We start from the raw sequence: 18239 nt of genomic DNA on the forward strand, positions 1-18239 counted from the left end.
AGAGGTGAAAAGTGATGAAATCTTTATTGGAGATTTCAGGTCGGATAGTGAGATTATTAGCTGTATTTTTGCTGACGGCTTTCTGCCTGACAATTTTTCTACAGCCGGCAGCTGCTGATGATCCGATGGTCACCATCGGCGATATCACCAGAACCGAAGGTGCCCGCAGCAATCAGCTGGTCGGTTATGGACTGGTAACCGGGCTGGGCCGCTCGGGAGATTCGACCCGAAGCCAGGCCACGGTGCAGAGCATCGCCAATATGCTGGGTGAATATGGGGTGGAGGTCAGCCCAGATCAGGTCGAAGGCCAGAATATCGCCGCTGTAATGGTGACTGCCGATCTGCCTCACGATGCCAGCACGGGAGACACCTTAGACGTCCAGGTGAGCGCCATAGGAGATGCTGACAGTCTGGCCGGCGGCATGCTTGTCCGCACCCCTCTGGAGGCTCCGACGGGCGAGGTCTATGCCGTAGCCCAGGGCTCGGTCTCTCTGGGAGGAGAAGAAGGGGAACATCCGACTTCGGCCAGGGTGTCCGGCGGCGGCATCATAGAACGAACCGTCGATTATCAGCTTGATCGAGATGTTTTGGACCTTGCCCTCCATAATGGAAATTTTCGCACCGCCAGCGAGATAGTGGATGAGATCAACGATCATTTTGCCGATCTTTCCGGAGCCGATGAGATAGCCCAGGCAGAACACGAGAGCAAAGTCAGAGTCGAAATTCCTCCAGAATACAGTAATGACGTCGTGGGTTTTATCGCTGAGGTTAACGATCTCGAAGTTCAGCCCACCATGACTGCCAGAGTTGTGATCAATGAAAACGATGGCACCATAGTAAAGGGTCATAATGCCCGCATATCGACTGTTTCCGTAGCTCATAAAAATATGTCTGTTACCGTTTCCTCCGACAGCACCATTCAACAGGGTGAAGAAGAGGAGGAGGCCTTCATAGAAGAAGAACAGGAGATGGAGATAGAGGATGAACAGGAAAATTCAATGGTTGTAGAAGGCGGCTCCAATACCGGCGATCTAATCACCGCCCTCAATGCGGTGGGAGCCGATGCCAGCGACATGGTATCTATTTTGCAGGAGATAGAGGCTGCCGGTGCTCTGCATGCCGAACTGGAAGTGAGGTAAGGAGTCAGTAAGGATTGAAGTTTTTCTATGAAATTGAGGAGGTTTAAAGGATGGATATTGATTTTCCCGCCAATTCTCCGGCCGATCATCAGGAGATATTGAATCAGCAGACCGATAAAGATGACCCTGCCGGGATGATAGATGAGATCGCTGACCGCTCGCAAACCGCCGGAGAAATAGAGGATATTCATGATGAAGAACTGAAAGAAGCTATAAGCGATTTTGTGGGGCTTTTTGTTCAGCAGATGTTCGGTGCCATGAGAGATACCGTACCCGATGATGGATTAATCGACGGCGGTTACGCTGAGGATGTATTTACCGAAAAGCTGGACGAAGAGCTGGCCGGCAGAGGGGCTGCCCAAGCTCAGTTTAAACGCCTGAACGAGACGATATACCGTCAGTTGAGCCAGTGATTTCTGCTCATCTTTTCTGAAAATCGAAAGGAGAGGGCTTTTTTGCTTGATCTCATCCGGCAGAGTTTTCAGAAGAAATACAATCCAGGTTCCGAATCTTTTTTTACAGCTCACATCGGGGTCCATGCTGCCTTTTTTACTATGATGCTGGTGATTTTTTCTATCGGGTTTTCACCGGTCGACCCGGGTACAGCCGCTGCTGCAAATATCGGCGGGAGTGGGGAGCTTCAGCAATTTTATGCTCAGGATGAGCAGATAAGAATAAAGCACGACCAGAATGATCACAGCCGGGAGATAGAGCTGCTGGAAACCTCCCGGGTGCTCGATCCTGAAAGCGGTGAAGCCATTTATCTCGAGCCGGGCAATTACAGAGTTGATTTCGAGCAGACAGGAATGGGTGAAATACACTCTGTGCAGATATTTGCCTCCGATTCTCGCTCCCGGGTTATGACGGTCCGAAAAGAAGCTGAAAGAGCCGGTTTTGCTGCCTTGAATATCATAGGTCCCGATGAGACAGCTGAAGATGATGATCTCTGGCGGCTGCAGGTGGGGGAAAAGCAGGAACGCGATGAAGCCGAGCAGCTGCTGGACAGGCTGCAGGAGGCAGGTTTTCAGGGCTGGATTACCACCACGTCTTCAGAAGAGAGCGGTTTCAAATTTTATTCGCCGGAAGCTGCCGACGGTGAGCAGAAGACTATCGCTGCCGACAGATTGGAGATAGAGGGCGAAATGATGGCTGTCGATGGAATCAGACTAAACGGTGCCGGGCTGATTAAAAGCGGCCCGGAAATAGACGTTCTGGGCTGGATGCCGATTGACAGGGCGGTAAAATATAAAATTTCACCTCTGGCCCGGCAGTATATTCCTGGAGCTGAAGAAGAGGCTCTCAGGGCCCTGGCAGTAGCTCTCAGATCAAGATTTCTCAGCGATTATTTGTACTCCGAAGAGGGGTATCTGGAGCTGGCTGAACTGGGGTCTGAAGCTGAGAGAGGAAAGATCACTGCAGCCTGTAAGTCAGCGGTCTATGCCACCGCGGGTGAGTATTTGAGCAGGAAAAGAGAGCTGATGAGAGGGTATTATCATCCCGACAGTGGAGGAGTTACAGCTGAGCCAGAAGGCCTGCTGGACGAAAAAAGACCCTCTGTTAGGACCGCCAGGGAGGGACTGAGCTGGCAGGAAGATAAATACGCTGAGAAAAATACCTGGACTCAAAACTTCGGGTTGACCTTTATCGAAAACGAGCTGCTCTCGCGTCTTGTCGACTTGAATCCTGATCTGCAGGTTATGCCGTCCACTCTGGAGGAAATAGAAGTTGAGGATAGAGAAGGCTCGGGCAGGGTCTCCAGACTGGTTTTTCACACCGGATCCGGCAGTTTTGTGATAGAAGATGAGGACATTTATGAAATTTTTGCCAAGGAATCCGAGAATTTTGAACTGCCTTCTCTTTTGTTCGAGATAGAAGAATACACTCAAAACGATGAAGTTTATCGATTTCGTCTAACAGGTCGTGGAAAGGGTCATGGAATGGGGCTGCCGCTTTCCTCGGCGGCTTTGGCTGCCCGGGAAGGAACTGACCGCCGGGAAATACTTTCTGTTTATCATGGAGCTGAGATCATCGGACTGGAAGATCTGCTTATAACCGAGAGGGCGGTCGATGCCAGTGTCCAGCTCGGGATAGATTATCAGGAACTCCGGCAGTTTACCATTGAAGGCCGCCGGGTTTTCAACGTCATAGAATTCAACCAGCGCCGTTCTCGTTATGATATGCAGCTTTTTCTGGCCGGTGACAGCATTGAAAGCGGTCCGGAGAGCCTGGCCGGACTGGGTGAGAGAAAGGGAGCTCTGGTCGGCGTGAACGGGGGATATTTCGATTATCAGGGCAGGCCTCTCGGACTTTTATACAGGGAGGGTGAGACTATTTCCACCACTCCGCCGGGTTTATCCCGTACAGCTTTAGCAGGGGATCAAAAAGACAATTTTAACATAGCCAGATACGAATGGTCTGCGAAAATAAGAACAGGTGATATCGAGCTCGATGTATCGGGTGTCAATCGCCCGGCCCGGGATGGCGAACTTACTCTGATAAATGATCATTATGGTGATTTACCTCCCCGCCAGCGCAATGTGGGAGTCGAAGTTCTGGTGGTGGATGATAGGATAAGAGGAATGCACAGAGGACAGCTTTCCTACCCCCTGGAAATTCCTTCGGGTGGCTATTTAATTCAGGCCCGGGGAGAAGCCGCCAGCCGGCTCAGCCAGGCGGAAACCGGAGATCCGCTGGAAATCAGAGAGAATATCAAACCCGAATCGGAGCTGCCCGGAGAGATAGATTTTATTCTCGGCGCCGGTCCGCAGCTGATCGAAGAGGGCTCGGTGAATATAACCTCCGAGGAGGAATCTTTCCAGGAGGATATAGTCTCCGGCAGGGCTCCACGAACAGCTGTGGGTATTACCGAGGACGATAAGCTTCTGCTGGTCACCGTCGATGGACGTCAGCCCGAGCGCAGCATGGGTGTATCTCTGGAGGGACTGGCAGACATTCTGCTCAAGCTGGGAGCTGATGAGGCCGTCAATCTTGATGGTGGCGATTCTTCTTCTATGCTGGTCAGAGGTTTCACCATGAATGTGCCCAGCGGATATAGGGAGGTCAGCAACTCACTTTTGATCGTACCGGAAAACTAAACTAAAGCGGCGGAAAAATTTCCTTGTGAACGAAGCTTTATATATTCGGATCTTCTTGTTATCAGATGATAGATACCGTATAAGATCACTATCATGACAATAATGGCTGGAAGATATAAAGCAAAGTGATACTCGAAATTTTTCGAAACTCAGGTTGAGTCCATGGCCAAAAAATAGTGTCCCCGGCTCAGGAGGTGCCGGGCTGAGCGGGAGCTCAGGGAAGAGATCTCGCGAAGGGAGCGCAATTTTTTGGCCGAAAACTAAACTTATGCCGGGGAAAATTTCATTGTGAACGAAGCTTTATATCTTACAGTACAACTAAATGAGGTTTTTACACACCTATTAGCAACTGAAGACAAGAAGATCCATATATTCCAGTATAATTAAATAGGTTATTTTTGACACACATATTTACCAGCTGCAGTCAGGAAAATCCGTAATAAATAAATATTTTTTAATAAAGGATGGGAAAGATGAAGCCTCTAAACCATGTCAAAAAACTATTGATAGTAAAGACTGCTGTTCTGCTGATATTATTCGCTTTTTTGGCCGGCAATCAGCTTCAGGCTCAAGAAAGACAGCCGGCCAGGCTGGAAAGACTCAATTACAGCATCAATACTGACACCGCAGATATTACCAGCTTGGATATAGAGGCGATCACGTTCGGTCTGGAGTTCAAACTGACCGATATCAATTATCTGGAGACCTCTCTGAGATATGATAACGATGATCTCGACCTGCAGGGCACCTGGCTGATAGATTTTACCGAAGATACACCTCACGATATGAGGCTGAGATTGAATTTGAGCTCCGAGGATGGCCTCGACAGTTTCGAACCGGCTCTAGGAGTGGGAGGCAGGTTTCCTCGAGAAGGTCGAGAACATTATTTTTTCGGTCATCTGGATTATTATTTTGATGTGTCCAGCTCCAGTCTGGTCTATAATGGTGGGGTCGGATATCCTTTAACCTACAACAGCAATATAAAGCTTTCAATCGGTAATGCTTTCTGGGATAGAGATGATCATCAGTTAAATTTCGGCATGGAAATCGAATTTTAAAATTCTGGAGGCAGATTTTTAATGAATGAACTGGAAAAATTCACCGGGGTCAGCGTAATGATCATAGGCGATCTGATAATGGATCAGTTTATTTACGGCCAACCTTCCCGCATTTCGCGTGAGGCTCCGGTATTAATTCTGGATGAAACCGACCGCCGAATCAAACCCGGGGGAGCCGGCAATGCAGCAGTAAACGTATCCTCGCTGGGCGGGGATGCGCATCTGGTTTCACCGACGGGGAATGATAATTCCTGGCGCAGGCTGGCCGGAGTTCTGGAGGAGTATGATATATCCACGGATGGGGTTGAGGTTTCTGACAGCATCTCTTCAGCCGTCAAAACGAGAATTATGGCCGGCAGCGATCAAATAGTCAGGCAGCAGGTTGTCAGAGTTGACAGCCTGGAAGCCGATCTTGTCAGTGATGATCACCGCCGGGCGATTGAGGAATACGTTAAATCGATGATTTCGAAGGTTGACGCTGTGATTTTTTCCGATTATGGACTGGGGCTTTTCAGCGAAGATTTGATCGGCAGACTGCTCGAGATATGCAGAAAGAGCAGCACTCCTTCCATCACCGACAGCCGTTATCAGCTCCTCAAATTTTCCGGAACGACGATTGCGACCCCAAATCTGGAGGAGGCAGGGCGAGCGGTCGGATTTGAACCAAAATCAGATGCGGAGGTACTGCAGGTCGGAAGGCAAATTCTCTCGCAGCTGAAGAGCGAATATCTGCTTATTACCCGGGGCAGGGATGGTATGACTCTCTTTTACAGTGAGGACGATTACGAACATATACCTGTCAGCAATAAGCTGGATGTATACGATGTGACCGGGGCGGGAGACACCGTTGCAGCCGCTGTGGCTGTGGGCATGGGGGCCGATATGGCTGTGGGCAGGGCCGTTAGACTGGCCAACAAAGCGGCCGGGGTAGCTGTTAAAAAAGAAGGTGCTGCTCCTGTTTATCTGGACGAACTGAAAGAGGTTGTATAATCGTGAGCAAAGATGGTATAATGGAACTGGAAATATTGGAGGATTTAATCAAATCCGAATATGAAGATTTCACCGTCGGTTTGACCAACGGATGTTTTGATATCATTCATGTGGGACATACGCGTTATTTGACCGGGGCTAAAAAACTTGCTGATATTCTCGTGGTGGCTCTCAACAGCGATGAGTCAGTGGCCCGGCTGAAGGGTGCTGGAAGGCCGATCATACCTCTTGAGGAAAGAATGGAAATTATATCGACTCTGGAGCCAGTCGATTTTGTCACTTCTTTTCAGGAAGATACCTGCCGCCGAACTATCGAGCTGCTGCGTCCCGATATTTACATAAAAGGTGGAGATTATGATCGCTCCAACCTGCCTGAATGGGAGACGGTGGAAAGGATAGGCGGGAAGGTAGAGTTATTACCGGTTACTGCCGGGAGATCTACCTCTCAAATAATAGATAAAATAATTTCATCTCATCACACATCAAAATGAGGTGATTCAATGGGAGAAACACAGGATATGGAGAAAACAGTCAAAAAAGCGCAGGAAGGTGACGTCAGGGCTATTGAGGAATTGATCGACGATAATATGGATATAGTCTATGCCAAGGCCCGCTATTTTTTCATCAAGGGTCTGGATAAGGATGATGTTATTCAGGAAGGAAGAGTGGGCCTTTACAAGGCCATAAGAGATTATAAGGAGGAAAGAGAAGCCTCTTTTCGCGGTTTTGCCCAGCTCTGCATCCACAGGCAGCTGGTTTCGGCTATAAAAAAGGCCAACCGTCAAAAACATATGCCCCTGAATAACTCGACCTCTCTGGATAAATCGATAGATAAAGGTGAAAATCAGCGGACCTATAACGAGATCATTTCCGATGACGGGGATGATCTTGAGGAATTTTTTATTTACCGGGAGCTGATCGACCTGCTGATGGATGAGATCAAGGACAAGCTGACCGAGCTGGAGCATAATGCTTTCATAAAATATCTGGAGAATAAAAGTTACAGACAGATTTCCGAAGAGCTCGAGGTTAATTTGAAGTCGGTCGATAATGCTCTGCAGCGTGCTCGCAAAAAGATGGATGAGATCAAAGATGAGATAAATTTTCAGGGAGTAGTAGAGTAAGTTGGGTTTCTGGCAGGAACTTTTTCCCGAACCGCCTCTCTGCATAAACTGCGGAGATACCTTTGTATTTTCTTCTCTCCCCAGGCTGTGCAATTCCTGCCTGTCCGAGATCGAGCTGCGGGAGGAGCCCTTTGTCAGAGAGATTGAGGGCTCCGACAGTTTTTTTACCCTGATAAATTCTCCTCTCGTTTACAGAGGTGCTGTTCGCAGCCTTCTGCGCAGCCTCAAATACGATAATTCGCCCGAAGCTGCCCTGCCGCTTGCTGAGATAATGGTCGGCAGCAGCATGCTGGCCAAACTCTTAGCCGGGAGTTCAGCGCTGGTTGTTCCTGTACCGCTTGCCAGTTCCCGTCTGAAAAGCCGGGGTTACAACCAGGCCGCGCTTCTTGCCGGCATTATTGCCAGCAAATTCTCGCTGGAGCTCGACAGAAATATCCTCAAAAGACCCCGGGAGACCCCTCCGCTTTATGAGCTTTCATCTCTGGAAAGAAAAAACGTTCTTTCCGGCGCATTTTCCGTTGATAACTCTCTCAGCTGGAAGCTGGCTGGACGTGAGGTGCTGCTGGTCGACGATATAATCACCACCGGCAGTACACTCAGGGAAGCAGGTTCGCTGCTGGCCCAAAAAGGAGCCGGGAATCTGCTCGCACTCACCGCTGCTGCCGTGGGGAAGCAGGATTACTGATTTTTTTCTAGAACTTCTTATATAAGTGTAACAGGTGCGCTGAATTTATTTATTTTTAAGGCATTGAAAAGGGGGAATTTTAGCCATGAAAGTTATGATTTATGGCAAGAATATCGATGTAACGCCGTCGCTGAAAGAGTATGCCGAGGAGAAAGTGGGCAAGCTGGAAAAGTTTTTCGATAAGGACCCCATGGAGGCTCAGGTCACCCTGGAAGTGGACAAGGAAAGACATATAGTAGAAATAACAGCTCATGTCGGCGGCCTGATTCTGCGGGGCGAAGAAGAGACCGGCGATATGTATGCTTCAATAGATGGCGTTATGGATAAGCTGGAAAGACAGGTGCATAAGTACAAAACCAAAATCAACCGACGTCTGCGGGAAAAACGCCAGCAGGAACAAGAGGAGTACCGGCAAAAACGCACCCAGCAGCTCATGGAAGATGAAAAGGAGCTGATGCCGGAAGAGGTAAAAACCGCGGCTGAAGACGAAGAAGAGGATGGGTTTGATCCGGAAATAGTCAGAACCAAAAGTTTTCCGGTGAAGCCCATGCATGTTAAGGAAGCAGCAATGCAGATGGATCTTCTCGATCACGATTTCTTTGTCTTCACCAATGCTGATACAGACGAGGTCAACGTAGTTTATCGTCGCAACGATGGCAACTACGGCCTTATAGAACCGATTTACAACAACAATAATACGAGATAAATATCATTCAAGAGTATAGCATTTATTTCATCACTCCGGCCGCCGGATTGAGATATGGCGGCCGGATTGAGTTTGTTTTACATAAGTGCTATAATAACATAAATGGACAGATAGATTTAACTAAAATTATCGGTTCTGCCGCTTAGAGCAGATTTTAATTAGGGTGATTTCACTTATGTTGAGCAGTATTTTCAAAAAGTTGTTCAAAAGTTATAATGAAAAACAGCTTGAGAGAATCAAGCCGATAGTTGAAAATATCAACGATCTCGAACCGGATATGCAGGAGCTTTCCGACGACGAGCTGCGGGCAAAAACCGAGGAGTTTAAGCAGAGATACCAGGAAGGTGAAGATCTAGATGACCTGCTGCCTGAGGCTTTTGCAGTGGTGAGGGAGGCCTCTCAACGTTCTACTGATGAGGGTTTCCGCCATTATGACGTACAGCTTATGGGCGGAATAGTTCTGCACGAAGGCAAGATAGCTGAGATGAAAACCGGAGAAGGAAAAACTCTGGCAGCTACCCTGCCGGCTTATCTCAACGCGCTGGCCGGCTCTCAGGTTCACGTGGTAACTGTAAATGATTATCTGGCCCGGCGTGACAGCGAATGGATGGGACAGATATACCGGTTTCTGGGGCTTTCTGTGGGCTGCATCCAGAACGGCATGCCCCCGAAGGAGCGCAAAGAACAGTACGAATGCGATATAGTCTACGGCACCAACAATGAGTTCGGCTTTGATTATCTCAGGGATAATATGGCCTACAGCAGCGATGATCTCGTCCAGCCCGGCCATGAATTCGCCATTCTGGATGAGGTCGACAGTATTTTGATCGACGAGGCCAGGACTCCCCTGATAATCTCGGGTCCGGCGGACGATACCACCGAGGATTATCGCAAGTTCAACCGGGTAATCCCCAGTCTGGAAGAGGGGCGCGATTATGAAGTCGATGAGAAGAACAAGAATGTAACCCTGACCGAAGAAGGGGTGGTCCGGGCTGAAAATCTACTCAATATTGAAAACCTCTACGATAATTCCAATTTCAAGTTGAATCACCGTCTCAATCAGGCTCTGCGGGCCCATACCCTTATGAAAAAGGACAGGGATTATATCGTCAAGGATGGGGAAGTCAAGATAGTCGATGAGTTTACCGGCAGAGTTATGGAGGGCCGAAGATTCAGCGAGGGTCTGCATCAGGCTATAGAGGCAAAAGAAGGCGTAGAAGTCAGAAAAGAAACGCAGACCTATGCCAAGATAACACTGCAGAATTTCTTCCGAAAATACAACAAACTGTCCGGGATGACGGGTACTGCTAAAACTGAAGAGGACGAATTCATAGATATTTATGACATGGAAGTAGTCGTTATTCCCACCAACGAGCCCCTTATCAGGGATGCCATGCCGGATAGGATTTTCCGCACCGAAGATCAGAAATTTAAGGCTGTAGCTGAAGAGATCGAAGAGCTTTATGAAAAAGGACAGCCTGTGCTCGTGGGAACTGTGGATGTCGATAAATCCGAGGACCTGAGCCGGCGGCTGAAAAAGAGGGGAGTCCCTCATAACGTGCTCAACGCGAAAAACCACGAGCGGGAAGCTGAAATCATCAAAGATGCCGGCAAGAAGAAGAATGTAACAATAGCCACCAATATGGCCGGCCGTGGAACTGATATAGTTCTGGGAGAGGGAGTCACAGATCTGGGGGGGCTGCATGTAATAGGAACCGAGCGCCATGAGAGCCGCAGGATAGATAATCAGCTCAGGGGGCGTTCGGGACGTCAGGGAGACCCCGGTTCATCCCAGTTCTTTATCTCTCTTGAGGATGACCTTCTGAGGTTATTCGGTTCAGATAATATATCAGGGATACTCGACAAATTGGGCCTGGAGGAAGGCGAAGCTATCGAGCATAAGATGCTGGATTCCGCTATAGAAAGAGCTCAGAAAAAAGTCGAGGAAAGACACTTCGAAGCCAGAAAAGCTGTTTTGAAGTACGATGATGTGCTCAACAAACAGCGAAAAGTTATTTACGATCAGCGCCAGCAAATTTTAACGACCGATGAAATCGAGGAAAAACTACAGCGCATGTTGACCAGAGTAATCGATGATATAATCGACCAGTATCTTTCTGAAGATCTTCATCCCTCCGACTGGAACGTGGAGGGGCTTCTCACAAAACTCAAGTTTTTCCGCCTTGAGCGCGACTGGGATGAGGAGACAGTCATAGAAAGAGGCAGTGAAGCCGTGCGAGAGGAACTGCATGAGGAGATGGATCAGCTTCTGGAGAACAAAAAGGAAGAGCTGGGCGAGGAAAATTTTGTCGAGCTGGCCCGACAGCTGGCACTTAGGATAATCGATCGAAAGTGGATGTCTCATCTCGATAATATGCAGGAACTCCGTCAGGGTATCGGCTTAAGAGCTTACGGCCAGAAGGACCCGCTGACTGAATTTAAATTCGAATCCTATGAGCTCTTTGAAAACATGAACAGTTCGATAAGAGAGGATATAATCAGCTCGCTGCTGCGCGTGGAAGTCAGGGATAAAAAACAGGCTGACAGAGAATCAAAATCCGCTCAGGATCGAGAGGATCTGGAATACGAAAAGAAAGATGTCATAGCCAGAAAGAACCGCCAGCAGCAGCAAAAATCGAAAGCTGCCGCCAGTTCGGGGACCTCATCGGGCAAGGACAGCAGCAAATCCGAAGACAGCGGTGTAGAAACCGTGGTCAAACCGGACGAGCCCGGTCGAAATGATCCCTGCCACTGCGGCAGCGGCAAGAAATATAAAAAATGCTGTGGGAGGTAATCAATATTGGACGTGAATGAAAAGTACGAAGAGGTCAAACATAAATTTGACGATTTGAGGGATTTATTTTGACCGGGCTCAATTAGAAGCTAAAAAAGAGGAATTGGAAGAGGAGATGAATCAGCCTGGCTTCTGGGATAATAACGATAAGGCCAGCGATAAAGCCAAAAAACTGGACACCATTAAATCGCGCATCAATTTGATCGAAGAGCTGGAAGAAAATCTCGAGGAGAGCCAGGTTCTGCTGGAGCTGCTTGAAGAGGGCGAGGACTCTGTCAGAGGCGAACTCGAGGAAAAGCTGGCACATTTTGATGAATTGTTGAGCGAGGTCAGGCTTAAGCTCCATTTTAACGGTGAATACGATAATCACAATGCGATATTCTCCATTCATCCGGGAGCAGGGGGCACAGAATCCCAGGATTGGGCTGAAATGCTCCTGCGCATGTACGAGCGCTGGTTTGAAAAGATGGGATTTTCCACCCAGACTTTCGATCTTCTCAAAGGGGATGAGGCTGGCATCAAAAGAGTTACCATTCTGGTTGAAGGCGAATATGCTTACGGGTATCTGAAAGGAGAGAGTGGTGTTCATCGTCTGGTTCGTATATCTCCTTTCGACTCCTCCGGAAGAAGACATACCTCCTTCGCCTCGGTGGATGTGCTGCCGGAGATGGATGATGAGCCCGAGATTGATATAGATGAAGGCGATCTGAATATAGAGACCTATCGGGCCAGTGGAGCCGGCGGCCAGCATGTCAACAGGACCGAATCGGCCGTCAGAATCACCCATGAGCCGACAGGAATTGTGGTTCAATGTCAGAATGAGCGCTCTCAGCACAAGAATAAAGCGATGGCCATGAAAATACTGAAGACGAGACTGATGGAATTAAAACGCCAGCAGCAGGCCGACAAGATAGACGAACTCCGCGGCGAACACAAGAAAATAGCCTGGGGCAGTCAGATTCGGTCCTATGTATTTCATCCCTATAACAAGATAAAAGACCACCGAACCGATCTGGAGATAGGTGATGTGGAAAAAGTTATGGATGGGGAGCTGAATGAATTAATTGAGGCCTATTTGCATCATGACAACAAGAGGAAGAATGATGATGAATAGAAAAATTGCCCTGCTGGCAGCCCTTTCCATCCTGCTGTCCCTGATTCCGCTGGCACAGAGATATCAGCTGGAAAGCTCTCATCGAGATGTAGAGGTTATGATCGATGGAGGCGAAGTCCAGGAGATCATAGAATTTGATGATGAAATTTCCTGGGACAGCCTGCAGGAAGCCGGCGCTACCGCAGCTGTCCATCCGGTTTATTCACTGGGTAACCTGATGGAACTGGGTAAAATCAGTTATCGATCAGCGGCTTCACTGCCTGACCAGGAAAAGAGCATCCAGGAATCTTTTGCTGCCTCCGCTGGGGAAACTGCTGACCGGGGGGCAGTTTTCTATTTTCCCGAAGAAATTGAAAATTTAATCAACCCGCAGGTGCTCTCTGCCTGGAAGGATCTCTATGGGGTTCAGACCTTCGCCTGGCAGGGGGGTAGAGCAGTTCATTTTCCTGTCTGGAACGAAGATCTGGAATATCTGGTGCCCGGCTATGAATCCCGCCTTTATGATGAACTCGGGGAAACTGATATGCGGCTGACAGCCCGGCACAGATATCAGCCGGATTCCGAGCTCGATTATCTGCTGCTGCAGGAGATTTCGGAGCTGGACTTTGAAAATATCGTTTTCAGCGGCGAGAGGGTTGTCGGATATCCGCAGGAGACAGACCGCACTGCTGAAGCACTGATAGAGGGTGGTCTGAACTATAAATTCATAGAACCATTTCTGGCCGGCAGAGATGGAGCTCGACAGCTGGCGGCAGCCATGCCGGAGAACGTGATCAGAACCCATATCATGGACAGAGATGAAATGAAACAGACTCCTATCGATACTACTGTCGATCGTTATCTGCGATCTGTCAGGGAGAGAAATGTGCGCTCTCTTTATATCAGAGGCATCCCTCCCTCGGCAGGATTTGCCGGTCGGGGTGGTGAACAGGAGCTGCTGACGGAGACGATAACTTCTGATCTGCAGTCGGCCGATTTTGTGCCTGGTTTCGCTGAACCGCTCTCCGGGGAAGGATTCCCTTCCTTTCATCTCCTGCTGACAAAATTAACGCTGGTCATAACTGCCGGTTTTGTTTTGATATCCGGCTGGCTGCCCCCGGAAAGGGATTATCTGCGCGGGAAAATTTTCGGCCTAATTCCGGCTGTATGTATACTGACAGCTGCTCTGGCTGCCGGTTTTATTTCCTGGCTGCTTCCCGGTCTCCTGCTTCGTCAGTTTACAGCTTTTTTGGCTGCTCTGATTTTTCCCTCGCTGGCAGGTTTGCTGCTTGTCGATATCGTCAGGGGGAATATCGGGTTTATCTCCGGCCTGCTGCCGGCTTTAGCCATCACCAAATCAGGAGGGCTGCTGATCGCTTCAGTCCTGGCCGGGACCGGTTTTTACAATCAGATTCATCTATTTCGCGGTGTAAAAATCTCTTTCCTGATGCCGCTGGTGATTATATTTCTTTATTTTTATACCGGCAGCTCCTCCCGGAAGGCAAAGACAGAAATACTGCAGGAACTGTTCGGCAGAGCTAAAAAATTTATATTAACCCCCATAACCTGGGGCCATATTCTGCTGGGCGGCCTGACAGCTGTGGTGCTGCTGGTTTATATCGGTAGAACCGGCAATCTTCCCTATGTGCCTGTGCCGGCCTGGGAACTGGCCATAAGGGATGCTCTGGAGAGCTTTCTGGGATTGAGACCGAGGTTCAAAGAATTTTTAATAGGCCATCCTTTCCTTTTCCTGCTGCCTTTTCTGGCTGCCGGAAAAGCTCCCGATTACTTCAAGCTGCCGGCTGTGCTTCTGGCGGCTATCGGGCAGATAACAATTGTCAACAGTTTTTCGCATCTGCACACCCCTCTCATGGTAACTATCCAGAGGACAGCTTTCGGTTATCTGCTGTCTCTGCCGCTGGCACTGCTGCTTTTGGTAGCCTATTTTGCATATACAAAGTCCCGGGCGAATTTATCGCAGTGGATGTCGGTTGATCATGATTGAAGTAGTGCTGAGCGGATATTACGGTTTTGACAACATGGGAGATGAGGCCATACTTTACAGCCTGATAACCGGTTTAAAAGATGCGGAAGAACCCTGCCGCATTACTGTTCTCTCCGCCTCGCCCCAGAAAACTGCGAATAGATACGGTGTTGAAGCTGTATCCCGGATGTCCCCGGGGAATGTGTTATCCGCCCTGCGCCGGAGCGATATTTTCATCAGCGGGGGAGGCAGTCTCATACAGGATGCCACCAGTCTGCGTTCGCCGCTTTATTATTTGGGCCTTCTGGCGTTTTCCCGATTTTTTTCGAGCTGCACCGCCTTTGCCTTCCAGGGGGTAGGCCCTCTGAATACAGCACCTGTGAGAATGATGACGGCCAGAGCTGTCAAAAAAGCTGATATCGTTTCCGTAAGAGATGAAGACTCCCGACATCTGTTGACCTCACTGGGACTGGAGAAGGAAAGCATCAGGGTAGTTCCCGATCCCGTTTTTTCGCTCTTTTCCGGGGATAGGCTGGAGGAAGTTGATGCCGGCGGCGAAAACTCCCCCCGGCAGCTCGGTGTGGCGGTAAGGCCCTGGCAGGACGACAGCTATCTCAGCCCATTGACGGAGGGCATAAGTGAATTTTCCCGTGACATCGATGAGCTGGAAATTACCCTCCTGCCCCTGCACAGGGGCAGGGATGAGAAGGCGGCCGAAAAGGTGGCCGAGGGTTTGCGGCAGAGAGAAGGGTTAAATGAAAATATTATATCGGTAAACCTCAAGACTCCTCCCGAACATCCCGCAAAAATATCCGATAAATTTTCCGGGCTGGATATGCTTTTGGGGGTGCGCCTTCATTCCCTGATCTTTGCCACCCTGCTGGGCATACCCTGTGCCGGCATCGAGTATGATCCCAAAATTTCTGCTTTTTTGAACCAGATAGATCTCGAACCGATAGGTACCACCTCCGATCTCAGCTCCCGGGACGTCGAGCTGGGCCTGCGCAGCACGCTTAAACGCAGCGAGATCATATCCGAAAAACAGCAGGATTATGGCCGGGAACAAAAAGAGAAGATAGCCTGCCATCTCGAGGAAATTTTGAGCTCTGTTGAGAAGGGGAAGGCTGATTAAGATATGACACCAGAATCCAGAATAATGGGACTCAAAATAAACCCTCTGACCATGGACCGGACGGTAAAACTTATAGCTGAGAGAATAGAGAATGAGGAGGAGTACAGCTGTCTGCCTGTTTATACTCCCAATGCAGAGATATTCATGCAGGCCCGGCAGGATAAAAATTTTTTGAACATCCTCAACAGTTCATGGCTTACGCTGCCCGATGGAGCCGGGCTGAAATTCGCCTCCCGGCTTTTACCTGATATCGAAAATTTTCCAGCCCGGGTCGCCGGCTGTGATCTGCTCAGAAATCTGCTGGCTGCTGCCGCGCGCAGAGATTTCGATATATATTTTCTGGGAGGAAAACCGGGGATAGCCGCTGAAGCAGCCCGGCGCGCTCAAAAACAACATGATGGCCTGGAGATATCAGGCTGTCATCACGGTTATCTTGACAGAGTCGATGCTGACCGACTTTTGAAGAGGATAAACGGGATAAAACCCGATCTGCTCTTTGTGGGCATGGGAGCACCCCGGCAGGAAAGATTTATCGCAGCTTATCGGGAAAGCTTAAAAGTCCGGGTGGCCGTCACTGTTGGAGGAAGTTTCGATGTTCTTTCCGGCCGGGTTAATAGGGCGCCGGTGGTTTTGCAGAAACTTTACCTGGAATGGCTGTACAGATTTTTAAAAGAACCCGCCCGCTGGCGTCGGATTTTAAGACTCCCTCGATTTATGACTTTAGTATTGGAGGAATCGCTCCGCAGGAGATTAAAAGCCAACTAAAAAGGAAAGGTGGTAAATGTGAAAATAAATATCAGGAAATTTATTTTGGGCCTGGTTATAGTATCGGTTATTGCTGGTGCCGCCCTGTCTCCGGCCGTCGAAGCCGAACAGGCGCAGCTGGATGAGGATATAAAAGAATATGCTTCTATGGAAAATTTCGAAAATATTTTAAATATAATTCAGGAGTATTATGTCGAGGAGGTTGAGGAGGAAAGGCTGCTCAAGGGCGCCATAGAAGGAATGCTCCGCGAAGTTGACCGCTACTCCGGTTATATGACCGAGGAAGAATATCTGGACATGCAGGAGGAGATGGAGGGAGAATACGGCGGTATTGGGATCATTATCACCGTTCGCGACGGTGAGCTTACCATCGTCTCTCCGATAAGTGACACACCGGGCGATGAGGCCGGTCTCAAAGCCGAGGACGTCATAGCTGAAATAGATGGTGAAACCACGGAGGACATGACCCAGCAGAGAGCTGTGGATATAATGCGCGGAGATCCCGGCACCGAAGTTGAGCTGACCATAGAGCGCGGAGACGAGGAGTTTAAACTGGATATCGAGCGGGAACTGATCGATATACCGATAGTCGAGACGGAAATGTATCCAGAGATGGATATAGGTTATATCTCGGTTTCACAGTTCCTGCAGGAGACCGCCGACAAACTAAGCCAGGCTGTTAAAGAGATGGAAGAGGCCGGTAAGAGAGGCCTTATCATCGATTTCAGAAACAATCCAGGAGGAATATTGCAGGAGAGCGTAGAGGTCAGCAGCATATTTGGCGACGACGAAATTGTGCTTTCCATCAAACAGAGAGATGATCAGGAGCACGTTTTCAGGGCCAATCCGGACAGGATCAATACAGAGCTGCCCGTGGTCGTGCTGACCAATCGAGGATCGGCCAGTGCTTCCGAGATAGTTGCCGGTTTCATCAGAGATCAGGATAAAGGCAGGCTGGTGGGTGAGAGCACCTTTGGCAAGGGCAGCGTGCAGAGCGTCTTTCCCCTCGATGATGGATCTGCACTCAGGCTGACCACAGCTCAATATTATACCTCGGGGGAAAACCCCATATATGAAGATGGGCTCGAGCCCGATTATGTCGTAGAATACGAGGATGACCCCATCGAAGAAGAGGATCTGCAGATGGATAAAGCCCTTGAAATTTTATCCAGCTATCTGGAGGAAAACAGCTGGCCTGACAGTGAGGAGTTTGATCTGGAGTAAAAAATTAAGGCCCTTCTCCGTATCAGCTGATCATGGAGAAGAAGTAAAAGTTAAACGCCGATGCGGCTTCAGGCCAGCATAAAGCCGTCAAAAACAAGCAGCTCTGAGTTTTATTTTTGTGGGTAGAAGCAGGAAAATGGTATAGAAATATAGAATGGGTCTCACACACCAACCTCTAAAAAGAAGGAGTGTGAGACCCAATGATTGAACTCATTTTAAGTGTACTACATGGTCAGGATACTTTCAAGGGTGTTGAGGAAGAGTTATTGAAGATACTGCGCAGGAAATTCATAGAACTTTTAGCGGAAGTTCTTGAAGAGTTTGATGAGCGTTTAATGGAGACAAGGGACAGGGAAAGGCTTGAGGTTAAAGGGATAAGAGAGAGAACTATTGTTACTGTTTTTGGAAAGATAACTTTTGAACGCAGATATTATTATGATAATGAAGCAG

General features: G+C 48.9%; 16 protein-coding genes. All 16 read left to right on the forward strand.

The features are described 5' to 3' along the window. The first annotated feature begins 14 nt into the window (after nucleotides 1-14). Complete coding sequence (locus BLT15_RS05955) at nucleotides 15-1139, forward strand: flagellar basal body P-ring protein FlgI (protein WP_089759663.1); 1125 nt, start codon at nucleotides 15-17, stop codon at nucleotides 1137-1139. A gap of 50 nt (nucleotides 1140-1189) precedes the next feature. Further along, complete coding sequence (locus BLT15_RS05960) at nucleotides 1190-1552, forward strand: rod-binding protein (RefSeq protein WP_089759666.1); 363 nt, start codon at nucleotides 1190-1192, stop codon at nucleotides 1550-1552. 42 nt (nucleotides 1553-1594) lie between these two features. Next, a complete protein-coding gene (locus tag BLT15_RS05965) occupies nucleotides 1595-4234 on the forward strand; it encodes a phosphodiester glycosidase family protein (protein ID WP_089759669.1) in 2640 nt (879 codons plus the stop codon). A gap of 473 nt (nucleotides 4235-4707) precedes the next feature. Next, nucleotides 4708-5292, forward strand: coding sequence for a hypothetical protein (locus BLT15_RS05970; RefSeq protein WP_089759672.1), 585 nt, complete (start codon nucleotides 4708-4710; stop codon nucleotides 5290-5292). Nucleotides 5293-5313: 21 nt separating this feature from the next. Continuing rightward, nucleotides 5314-6282, forward strand: a complete 969-nt coding sequence (locus BLT15_RS05975; RefSeq protein WP_089759675.1) for a bifunctional heptose 7-phosphate kinase/heptose 1-phosphate adenyltransferase — start codon at nucleotides 5314-5316, stop codon at nucleotides 6280-6282. 2 nt (nucleotides 6283-6284) lie between these two features. After that, nucleotides 6285-6773 carry an adenylyltransferase/cytidyltransferase family protein gene (locus BLT15_RS05980; RefSeq protein ID WP_234985523.1) on the forward strand — a complete coding sequence of 163 codons (489 nt, stop codon included), beginning with the start codon at nucleotides 6285-6287 and terminating at the stop codon, nucleotides 6771-6773. A gap of 9 nt (nucleotides 6774-6782) precedes the next feature. Further along, the gene (locus BLT15_RS05985; RefSeq protein ID WP_089759678.1) at nucleotides 6783-7406 is read left to right on the forward strand and encodes a sigma-70 family RNA polymerase sigma factor; all 624 of its coding nucleotides are present in this window, start codon (nucleotides 6783-6785) and stop codon (nucleotides 7404-7406) included. Between the two features lies 1 nt (nucleotide 7407). Then, nucleotides 7408-8091, forward strand: a complete 684-nt coding sequence (locus BLT15_RS05990) for a ComF family protein (protein ID WP_089759681.1) — start codon at nucleotides 7408-7410, stop codon at nucleotides 8089-8091. An 85-nt stretch (nucleotides 8092-8176) separates the two neighbouring features. Continuing rightward, the gene (gene hpf / locus BLT15_RS05995; RefSeq protein WP_089759683.1) at nucleotides 8177-8797 is read left to right on the forward strand and encodes a ribosome hibernation-promoting factor, HPF/YfiA family; all 621 of its coding nucleotides are present in this window, start codon (nucleotides 8177-8179) and stop codon (nucleotides 8795-8797) included. A gap of 175 nt (nucleotides 8798-8972) precedes the next feature. Continuing rightward, the gene (gene secA / locus BLT15_RS06000) at nucleotides 8973-11591 is read left to right on the forward strand and encodes a preprotein translocase subunit SecA (protein ID WP_234985524.1); all 2619 of its coding nucleotides are present in this window, start codon (nucleotides 8973-8975) and stop codon (nucleotides 11589-11591) included. A gap of 12 nt (nucleotides 11592-11603) precedes the next feature. After that, nucleotides 11604-12705 (forward strand): peptide chain release factor 2 gene (prfB, locus tag BLT15_RS06005; protein ID WP_427854223.1). Its coding sequence is split into 2 segments (ribosomal slippage): nucleotides 11604-11651 and nucleotides 11653-12705, totalling 1101 coding nucleotides; the frame shifts between segments, so codons are not numbered across the junction. After that, nucleotides 12674-14689 (forward strand): DUF5693 family protein, encoded by a 2016-nt coding sequence (locus BLT15_RS06010; protein WP_143423027.1) that lies wholly within the window; start codon nucleotides 12674-12676, stop codon nucleotides 14687-14689. Before prfB ends, BLT15_RS06010 begins: the two co-directional genes overlap by 32 nt. Further along, nucleotides 14682-15800, forward strand: coding sequence for a polysaccharide pyruvyl transferase CsaB (csaB, locus tag BLT15_RS06015; protein WP_089759689.1), 1119 nt, complete (start codon nucleotides 14682-14684; stop codon nucleotides 15798-15800). Before BLT15_RS06010 ends, csaB begins: the two co-directional genes overlap by 8 nt. A gap of 3 nt (nucleotides 15801-15803) precedes the next feature. Then, nucleotides 15804-16565, forward strand: a complete 762-nt coding sequence (locus tag BLT15_RS06020) for a WecB/TagA/CpsF family glycosyltransferase (RefSeq protein ID WP_089759691.1) — start codon at nucleotides 15804-15806, stop codon at nucleotides 16563-16565. A gap of 9 nt (nucleotides 16566-16574) precedes the next feature. Continuing rightward, nucleotides 16575-17789: a S41 family peptidase gene (locus BLT15_RS06025; RefSeq protein ID WP_089759693.1), complete on the forward strand. Its 1215-nt coding sequence runs from the start codon at nucleotides 16575-16577 to the stop codon at nucleotides 17787-17789. 200 nt (nucleotides 17790-17989) lie between these two features. After that, nucleotides 17990-18239: UPF0236 family transposase-like protein (locus BLT15_RS06030; protein WP_200769707.1), on the forward strand; the 250-nt coding region annotated here is incomplete at its 3' end.

The organism is Halarsenatibacter silvermanii, assembly GCF_900103135.1.
In the GTDB taxonomy this organism is placed as follows: Bacteria; Bacillota; Halanaerobiia; order Halanaerobiales; family Halarsenatibacteraceae; genus Halarsenatibacter; species Halarsenatibacter silvermanii.

Bases quoted from the DNA above. Each gene is read 5' to 3' on its own strand.
- BLT15_RS06010 (WP_143423027.1), top strand. From the start codon at position 12,674: ATGACAACAAGAGGAAGAATGATGATGAATAGAAAAATTGCCCTGCTG.
- hpf (WP_089759683.1), top strand. From the start codon at position 8,177: ATGAAAGTTATGATTTATGGCAAGAATATCGATGTAACGCCGTCGCTG.
- BLT15_RS05975 (WP_089759675.1), top strand. From the start codon at position 5,314: ATGAATGAACTGGAAAAATTCACCGGGGTCAGCGTAATGATCATAGGC.
- BLT15_RS05970 (WP_089759672.1), top strand. From the start codon at position 4,708: ATGAAGCCTCTAAACCATGTCAAAAAACTATTGATAGTAAAGACTGCT.
- BLT15_RS05960 (WP_089759666.1), top strand. From the start codon at position 1,190: ATGGATATTGATTTTCCCGCCAATTCTCCGGCCGATCATCAGGAGATA.
- csaB (WP_089759689.1), top strand. From the start codon at position 14,682: ATGATTGAAGTAGTGCTGAGCGGATATTACGGTTTTGACAACATGGGA.
- BLT15_RS06020 (WP_089759691.1), top strand. From the start codon at position 15,804: ATGACACCAGAATCCAGAATAATGGGACTCAAAATAAACCCTCTGACC.
- BLT15_RS05955 (WP_089759663.1), top strand. From the start codon at position 15: ATGAAATCTTTATTGGAGATTTCAGGTCGGATAGTGAGATTATTAGCT.
- secA (WP_234985524.1), top strand. From the start codon at position 8,973: ATGTTGAGCAGTATTTTCAAAAAGTTGTTCAAAAGTTATAATGAAAAA.
- BLT15_RS05985 (WP_089759678.1), top strand. From the start codon at position 6,783: ATGGGAGAAACACAGGATATGGAGAAAACAGTCAAAAAAGCGCAGGAA.